The sequence below is a fragment of the Mycobacterium sp. genome (assembly GCF_019243155.1).
Lineage (GTDB): Bacteria > Actinomycetota > Actinomycetes > Mycobacteriales > Mycobacteriaceae > Mycobacterium.
Window position 1 is genome coordinate 1 of sequence record NZ_JAFAUS010000010.1, and the last position, 6,601, is coordinate 6,601.

7 protein-coding genes, 1 tRNA gene and 2 pseudogenes are annotated in these 6,601 nt (G+C 65.2%); 7 read left to right on the forward strand and 3 right to left on the reverse strand.

The features are described from left to right. The 5 genes and pseudogenes from JOZ00_RS00595 to JOZ00_RS00615 form a co-directional block, all read left to right on the forward strand. Positions 1 to 162 (forward strand): annotated as a pseudogene (locus tag JOZ00_RS00595) (diguanylate cyclase); the annotation flags it as partial. Between the two features lie 24 nt (positions 163 to 186). Next, positions 187 to 723, forward strand: coding sequence for a cupin domain-containing protein (locus JOZ00_RS00600; protein WP_293338403.1), 537 nt, complete (start codon positions 187 to 189; stop codon positions 721 to 723). Positions 724 to 809: 86 nt separating this feature from the next. Next, positions 810 to 883 (forward strand) — tRNA-Met (locus JOZ00_RS00605). Positions 884 to 1,080: 197 nt separating this feature from the next. Further along, on the forward strand, positions 1,081 to 2,370 hold the full coding sequence (locus JOZ00_RS00610; protein WP_293338405.1) for a diguanylate cyclase: 1,290 nt from the start codon (positions 1,081 to 1,083) through the stop codon (positions 2,368 to 2,370). A 69-nt stretch (positions 2,371 to 2,439) separates the two neighbouring features. Continuing rightward, a pseudogene (locus JOZ00_RS00615) lies at positions 2,440 to 2,874 on the forward strand (protein tyrosine phosphatase); the annotation flags it as partial. A gap of 577 nt (positions 2,875 to 3,451) precedes the next feature. On the opposite strand, the gene JOZ00_RS00620 reads toward JOZ00_RS00615, so the two are convergent. Both JOZ00_RS00620 and JOZ00_RS00625 read right to left on the reverse strand, forming a co-directional pair. After that, a complete protein-coding gene (locus JOZ00_RS00620) occupies positions 3,452 to 3,862 on the reverse strand; it encodes a hypothetical protein (protein WP_293338407.1) in 411 nt (136 codons plus the stop codon). A 114-nt stretch (positions 3,863 to 3,976) separates the two neighbouring features. After that, the gene (locus JOZ00_RS00625; protein WP_293338409.1) at positions 3,977 to 4,279 is read right to left on the reverse strand and encodes a hypothetical protein; all 303 of its coding nucleotides are present in this window, start codon (positions 4,277 to 4,279) and stop codon (positions 3,977 to 3,979) included. A 259-nt stretch (positions 4,280 to 4,538) separates the two neighbouring features. On the opposite strand from JOZ00_RS00625, the gene JOZ00_RS00630 reads away from it, so the two are divergent. Both JOZ00_RS00630 and JOZ00_RS00635 read left to right on the forward strand, forming a co-directional pair. Continuing rightward, complete coding sequence (locus JOZ00_RS00630; RefSeq protein ID WP_293338411.1) at positions 4,539 to 5,852, forward strand: MCE family protein; 1,314 nt, start codon at positions 4,539 to 4,541, stop codon at positions 5,850 to 5,852. A gap of 110 nt (positions 5,853 to 5,962) precedes the next feature. After that, a complete protein-coding gene (locus JOZ00_RS00635; RefSeq protein ID WP_293338413.1) occupies positions 5,963 to 6,160 on the forward strand; it encodes a hypothetical protein in 198 nt (65 codons plus the stop codon). Here the strand turns inward: JOZ00_RS00635 and JOZ00_RS00640 are convergent. Further along, a partial coding sequence (locus JOZ00_RS00640; RefSeq protein ID WP_293338415.1) for a DMT family transporter occupies positions 6,157 to 6,601 on the reverse strand: 445 nt, incomplete at its 5' end. The two genes, JOZ00_RS00635 and JOZ00_RS00640, sit on opposite strands and share 4 nt — an antisense overlap.

The window sequence follows — 6,601 nt, forward strand, 5'->3', positions numbered from 1 at the left end:
CAGTTCAAGCAGCGCATCATCCAAGCGTTCTACGACGGCATGAAGCACCGCCCGCAGACCACCTTCGGCACCATGAACGACGACGTGCTTGCGCACTTCGACCCCGCATTCAAGCGGGAGGACTTCGTGGACATCATCCTGAACAACAGCTGGCCCGAATAATCAACCGCGAGGAGGCATCTGGAGATGACGGACGCGAATCAAATCGGAGTGACGGTGGTGCAGCCGGGGGAGGGCGACTGCGTCGCCCTGCCCGGTTTCGGCGCGGTGTTCAAGCTCTCCGGCAAGACGAACGGCGGCGAGGTGTCCATCGTCGAGCATCCGTTCGAGGTCGGCCTGCTCACCGCGGCGCACCGGCACACCCGCGAAGATGAGCATTCGATCGTGCTCGCTGGCGAGATCGGTTTCCGGTCCGACGACAGCGAAGTGGTCCTGGGTCCTGGTGGATACATCACCAAGCCGCGCGGGCAGATGCACGCGATGTGGAATGCCGGCAGCGAGCCCGGCCGCATCATCGAGATCATCACGCCGGGCGGCTTCGAGAACTACTTCCGCGAACTCGGTGAACTCCTCGTCGAGCATGCGGATGACCCCGTCGGCAAGGTGCTCCATGACCTGCCCGAGTTCGGTGAGCTCGCGGACAAGTATGGGCTGACCTACGGATCCCCGGAATGGATGGACGACATCGCGGCGCGGTACGGGCTGAACCCGCCATCCCACTGAGACGGGCCCTGAACTGGCACTGACAAGCCATCTGAGCGTGCGATTTGGTCGCTCAGACACGGGTTCGGTAACCTTGCATTCACCATCGCGGGGTGGAGCAGCTCGGTAGCTCGCTGGGCTCATAACCCAGAGGTCGCAGGTTCGAATCCTGTCCCCGCTACTAGGTGAAGCGGCCTCCGGAGAATCCTCCGGAGGCCGCTTTCATGCCTCTTGGTGCCCGAGCCGTGAGCACCCGATGCGAAGCAATCGTCTTGTGCTGGGCTTACGCTTGTGACCGGTTGAGGCGGTCAGCCGGGGTTCGGAGGGTGCGCATGTCCATTCCCGATCACGCCGTGATGATCGACGGCTGAGGCCTTGATGGGGATCGAAGACGCGCGCCGGCTGCGGCTGCTGATCGACAGCGTCCCCGCCATGGTCAGCTACTGGGACCGCGAGCTGTGCAACGTGGTCGCCAACGACGCCTTCGTCGAGTTTTTCGGAAAGACGCCCGTCGAGATTCGCGGCCGCCATCTCCGGGATGTCCTCGGAGAGAATCTGTACGGTCTCAGCCGCGCTCACATCAATGGGGTGCTGTCCGGTGCGAACCAGGTTTTCGAGCACACGCTCACCGATCGGCTCGGTGGCACCCGGTACGTCGAGACGAACTACATCCCCGACATCGTCGAAGGCGCGGTAATAGGCATCTATGTGCAGGTCACGGATGTGACCGCACGCGTTGAAGCCGAGCGTGCCCGTGACGACGCCGTGCGGCTGCTGCAGATCAGCATGGACAACGCGCCCATCGGGCAAGCCATCGTCGACATGTCCCTGCGTGCGTTGTACGTCAACCCGGCGCTGTGCAAAATGTTCGGTTACGCCGCGGCGGAGTTGATCGGCGTCAACCTTCGCGAATTCGTCTACCCCGATGACGCCGCGACAGCTGAGGCGGCCTTCGACGTGTTGAAGAATTCCGCGTCGGCACACGTCGAGTCGGAGCTTCGAGTAATCCGGCGCGATGGAACAACGGCGTGGGTGCAACGAAATGCGGTAATGGTGCGAGGCGCGCACGGCCTCGACGACATCATCATCGGGCAGTTCCAGGATGTCACCGCGCGCAAGCGGGCAGAAGCCGAACTCGCGCGGCAAGCAGTGACGGATGCGCTTACCGGACTGGGCAATCGACAGGCTTTCCTCGACTCGATGCTTCGGTGCGCGGCCGCACCCGCAACGTCGGTAGGCATCGTCTTCATCGACCTTGACGGTTTCAAACGGATCAACGACACGCACGGACACTCCGTCGGCGACGCCGTCCTTTGCCAAGTCGCTCAGCGCATCGCGCAGCTCGTGGTCGCACCGGACTCGGTCTATCGTCTCGGCGGCGACGAGTTCGTGGTCCTGTCCACCGAGGCCGGGGTCCGAGAGCATGTCGCCGAGCTCGCGAACCGGCTTCGCCATGCCTTGACGGGCAGTTACGACATCGGGGCGACACGGCTGACGCTGAGCGCGTCGGTCGGCTCGACGTGGGGTCCGACCGACGACATCCAGCAACTCCTGCGTGACGCGGACGCTCACATGTACCGACACAAGGCCAGGCGGCGCAGTATGCGATCGGTCGTCCGAGCACAACACAAGCCTCGGAACGCTCTGCGACGCTGGCGGGTCCGCTGAGACGCTGCACTGCCATCCTCATCGAAGGCACATAAGCTACGAGTCGCAAAGGTCGATTCGGAGGACTTCGTGAGTAGCGCCCGGCTGCATGTCTCGTTCGTGTGCAGTTTCAATCGTGCCCGGTCGGTGATGGCTGCGACGTTGTTCGCCGAGCAGATGCGCGAGCGCGGCCTGGGTGATCTGGTCCGGGTGTCCAGTGCCGGCACGCTGGCTTGCGTGGGTGACAGCGCCGACGAGCAAGCCTGCTTGGTGCTGGCCGAGCGGGGCTATCCACCGCCGGCCGATCATCTGGCCGCGATGCTCGGTGCCGAACATCTGGGTGCCGATTTGGTTGTTGCGCTGGGTCGCGAACACGTCGGGGTGTTGCGGGAGGTCGGCGTCGACGACGAGCGGCTCAGGTGCGTCGACGTCCGGAACCCGATGTTCGGTGCCGATTTCGCGCACGCCTTCGATGCCATCGAGGCTGCGATGCCCGGGCTGCACGCGTGGCTGGACGAGCGCCTGACCGCACCCGATTTCGGCCGCTTGGAAACCGCTGTGGGCTTTCGCTTTTGGACGGGCATCGCCGGGGACATGTTGAGATCCCCGTACAACTCGCACATCTCGTGGCCGGCCAAAGTGGCCAACGCCGAATGCGCCAACCCCCGGCACGTGCCGCCGGCGCCGGGGTGCGAGTGCGGCTGGTACGCCGATATCGAGGTTGCCGACCTGATCACGCGCGCACGTGGGTACCCGAGGGTGGCGCGGGACGTGGCACGAGTCGGAATCGTCGATCCGCCGTGGTCGTATCTGATTGTCGGCAAGGTTCTGCTGTCCGATGTGCTGCCCTTCAAGCCACCACCGACGATGACGATCAGCCCCCGCGCCGAGTACCGGGCGCGAGTGGGCGAGATCGTCGAGCTGGGCCTTCTGGACACCGACGGCGGCCCGGAGGCGATGGCGTTCGGTCAGGAGCTGTCGGACAGGTACGACGTGGAGGTCCTCGACGTCAGCGACCGTGGGCTGCTCGACGATTTCGCCCCCGATATAGAAGCCCCGGATATCGAATCGGTGAGCACACCCCCGGCGTGAATCGCTCGTCTTAGGGCTGCGAGCCGGCCGACGAGGACTTCTTCGGATCCCGGGCTTTGGCTTCGTCCTGGGCGAACCGCAAGTGGCTGTCGTGTGCGGCCTGCCAGTGTCGGTCGGCCTTCTCCTGCAGGGTGTGCAGCGGCCCGTCATCTCCGTGCATCGCCGCCTGTTGGTAGCTGTTCGCCGTTCGCTCGTGGACCTGCGCCAGTTCCTCGTGCCGTTGGGCGGCGGCGTGGTGAGCGTCCCTGGCGCGCTGCAGGGCGTCCTCGGCCCGCTGCCGCGCGAAGTTCACCGACTCCACCGATGGCCGCTCGCCGGCCGCCAGCTGGGCCCTGCGCCGCCGAAGCTCCTCGACCCGCTGCTCGACCTTTGCCGCGCGATCGGACGAACTCGCTCGCCCAGGGGCGGACCGTTCACTCATCACCGACTCCAATCACGCCCGACGTCGGTTCCAGCTTTCCGGCGTCGCAGCTAAACCAAACCACCACCATCATCGCCTGTCACGGCGCCAAAAGGTGGGCGTGATTGCCGTCGGTCAAGGCTCCATCATTTTCCGCATCTGCTCAGCCATTTGGTGGTCCTGCTGCGCGAACTTGCGATGGGTTGCCGCGTGCTCGAGGTATTTCTCCCCGCGGTCGCTCCGCTCGGCGATGCGCTCGTAGGACCTTGCGATGCGCTCCTGACTCTCCGCGGACAACTTCAGGCTGGCGGCCGCCGCTCGCCCGGCCGCCATTGCCTGCCGCTTCAAATTCTCTGCTTGATGGCAAACCCGGAAAGCGGCCTCTGCGGCGATATCGAGGCGCGCGTCGAAGTCGGGGTCACTGTAGGTCTCGGCCATCGCCACATCCTTTCCCGATTGTCGTGGAATTGCCCGGTTCGGCCTGCCAAAACGTCTGGACCCGCCGCCTGACCACAAACCTCCGAACGGGTCAATGTGCGCAGGCCGGTTCGCGCGTTGCGGTACATTTTTGTCGTCGTCGTAAGCCGGGGGAACGAACCGCCGCAGCGCCGGGGGCGTTGGGCGAAGACATGAGAGGTGATCACCTGCATACGCGGCCGACTCTCGCCCGCCACGACTTCGCGGCCATGGTGTAGCCGTGCAGGGTTCACCGACGCAGATCAACTCCCAGCGGCTCCCGCCGTATCGGCTGATAGCCCTTGGCGTTGCCGTGGTGCTCCTGGTGGCTTTCGTCTTGGTGTACATCCAGTTCCGGGGTGGTTTCACACCCAAGACGAAGCTGACGATGCTGGCGTCACGGGCCGGGCTCGTCATGGACCCGGGCTCGAAGGTGACCTACAACGGCGTGGAGATCGGCCGGGTCGGCAGCATCTCGGAGACGGTCCGCGACGGTAAGCCGGCGGCCCAATTCACCCTCGAGGTGTATCCGCGATACCTGAAGCTGATCCCGGCGAACGTCAACGCCGACGTGAAGGCGACGACGGTCTTTGGTGGCAAGTACGTGTCGCTGACGACGCCGGCGCATCCGTCGCCACAGCGGATCGCCCCGGGCGCGGTGATCGATGCCCGTTCGGTCACCACCGAGATCAACACGTTGTTCGAGACCATCACCTCGATCGCGCAGAAGGTGGATCCGGTCAAGCTGAACTTGACGCTGAGCGCGGCGGCGCAATCGCTGGCGGGGCTGGGTGACAAGTTCGGGCAGTCGGTGGTCAACGCCAACGCGATTCTCGACGACGTGAATCCGCAGCTGCCGCAGGCCAAGCGAGACATCGCGCAGCTGGCGGCGCTGGGGGACACTTACGCCAACGCCTCGCCGGATTTGCTGGACTTCCTCAACAATGCCGTGATCACGGCGCGCACGTTCAATGCGCAGCAGAAGGAATTGGACCGGGCGTTGTTGTCGGCGGCCGGGTTTGGCAACACCGCCGCGGACGTCTTCGAGCGCGGTGGGCCATATCTCGCCCGAGGGTCGGCCGACCTGATTCCCACGGCGCAGTTGCTGGACACCTACAGTCCCGAAATCTATTGCCTGATGAAGAACAACGTCGACGCCCTGCCCGCCACCGCTGCGGCCGAAGGGGACTTCAACGGCTACTCCCTGAACATGAACACCGAGGCACTGTCCGGATTAGGTCTGGTGGCCAACCCGTTGTCGCTGGTGGCCGTCGCCGCGCTGACGTTGGGGCTCGGCGGGATCGCCGGCGTGGTCGGCGGTGCGCCGAACCCCTACACCTACCCCGAGAACCTGCCGCGGGTGAACGCTCGCGGCGGCCCGGGCGGTGCGCCGGGATGCTGGCAGAAAATCACTCGCAACCTGTGGCCGGCGCCGGAGTTGGTGATGGATACCGGCAACAGCATCGCGCCGTACAACCACCTGGACACAGGCTCGCCGTATGCGATCGAGTACGTCTGGGGCCGCCAGGTCGGCGACAACACGATCAACCCGTAGCGCGTCCCTCGGCCGCAACGCAATGCCGAAAAGGCTTGCCAGGGACGGTATTACGTCGCTGGCGCCTCTCGGCTTGACCAGACCGCGCGCGTGAGCACTCGGTGCTGCCAATGTTGCAGATGCGCAACTCCGGCTCCCTGCAGCCCGCGGAGCCGGCCCACGCGTCGGGCGGATCGACCGCAAGATTCCGGGCCGCCGTGCGGGAAGCGAAAATCGGCCCAGACAAGAACAATCCGGGTATCCCGCACGTCTCGGCGCCGATCATCGCCAAGTACGTCACCGACTTGCGGTTGCTCGGTCCGTTCTAACCGCCCAGTCGTTGTGGTGAATTCTGCGGCGGCTGAGTCGTTCTCACGTCGCGGCCCGCCCCGGCGGCCACGCTGGCGGCCTCGCCGCGGGCCAGGCCTATGGTCCCGACGATCACCAGCACGGCGGCTATCGCGAGGACGAACCATTCCGGGCCCCCGGCGTCCAGGGTCTCGCCGAGCACGATGACTCCGAGCACGCCGCCCACAACGGGCTTGGCCACGATGATCGTCGGCAGGGAAGCGGTCAGCGCCCCCGCCCGAAACGCCGATTGGTGATAGATCATCCCGGCGATCCCGCAGAACAGCCAGGCGTACAGCTCCGGTGTGTGCCACAACTGGCCGGCGTTGTGTTCGAGGATGTCGACGACGCCCTTCATCAATACCGCGAACACGGCCAGCAACGAACCCGCCACCGTCGCCAGCAACAGCGCCGCTGCCGGA